Raw genomic sequence first — 982 nt, 5'->3', positions numbered from 1 at the left:
CTTTATGCTGCTTTTGAATCTGTTTGGTTCAGAGAACCAAGAGCGCCAAAACTCTTCTGCTGAAGAATCTGAACAATACGGCGACTGCGCGAAGTTAATACGCTGTGTGCGAACAAAATAGGCACAGCGACCACCAAACCAAGCACGGTCGTCATCAAGGCTTGCGAAATACCAGAAGCCATTAGTTTTGGATCACTCGTTCCGAACACTGAAATACTTTGGAAGGTTGCGATCATACCTACAACCGTACCAAGCAGCCCCAATAATGGCGCAACGGCGGCAAGTAATTTCAAAAAGCTTTGGCCTTGTTCGAGGTTTGCTAATTCTGCCATCACTGCTTCATCAACTTTTAGCTCAAGCGCGTCATTATCATTCTCTACATCGGCAGATTTAACTGCATGCAATACGCGACCTAGGGGGTTGTCCTGTCGTAGGTCTTGAGACTGTAATTGTTTGCGTACGCCTAACTCAGCCTTAAGCAATTTCAATAGCTGGTATAGGCCTATCAATAAACCAATCAAGCCAAGCGCAATAATGATGTAGCCAATGTTCCCGCCTTGTGCAATACGCTCTTGAAGCGTTGGCTCGCGGTCAAGCAATGCAAACAATTCGCCGCGCGTTGGATCAATTAACAGTGTGGTAGGGATTGCAGTATCCAATTGCGGAATCTGCGAAAACGTCTCTGAAGGTTGGGTCGGTAGTTCGCTCAATTGTTGCTTGCTAAGATCCCAAGCTAGGTAATTACCTCGCTCATCCATCGCACTAAAGGTACCGATACGAAGCACTTGCTTAGGGGAAGTTTTTCCATCCAATGCAACAACGGGAAGATCTAATAATTCAATCTTCCCTGATTCAACAATTTCACTTTCAAAACTACTGAATAAGGCTTGTAGCTCAAGAAGGGTTGGCACCTTACTGGTCTCGGCAAAACGCAATGCTGTAATACGATCAGGAAATTGTGCACTGGTCATCGAATCTTCAA

The 982-nt window shown here is 45.4% G+C and carries 1 protein-coding gene; it reads right to left on the bottom strand.

Features of this window, described 5'->3' with window-relative positions; translation table 11 throughout:
* Window positions 1-2: 2 nt before the first annotated feature.
* The coding region (locus tag A3738_RS27355; RefSeq protein WP_068763990.1) for a MotA/TolQ/ExbB proton channel family protein at window positions 3-982 on the bottom strand (980 nt) is incomplete at its 5' end.

This window comes from Oleiphilus sp. HI0066 (assembly GCF_001635725.1).
This window is presented reverse-complemented; position numbering and strand designations above follow the sequence as displayed.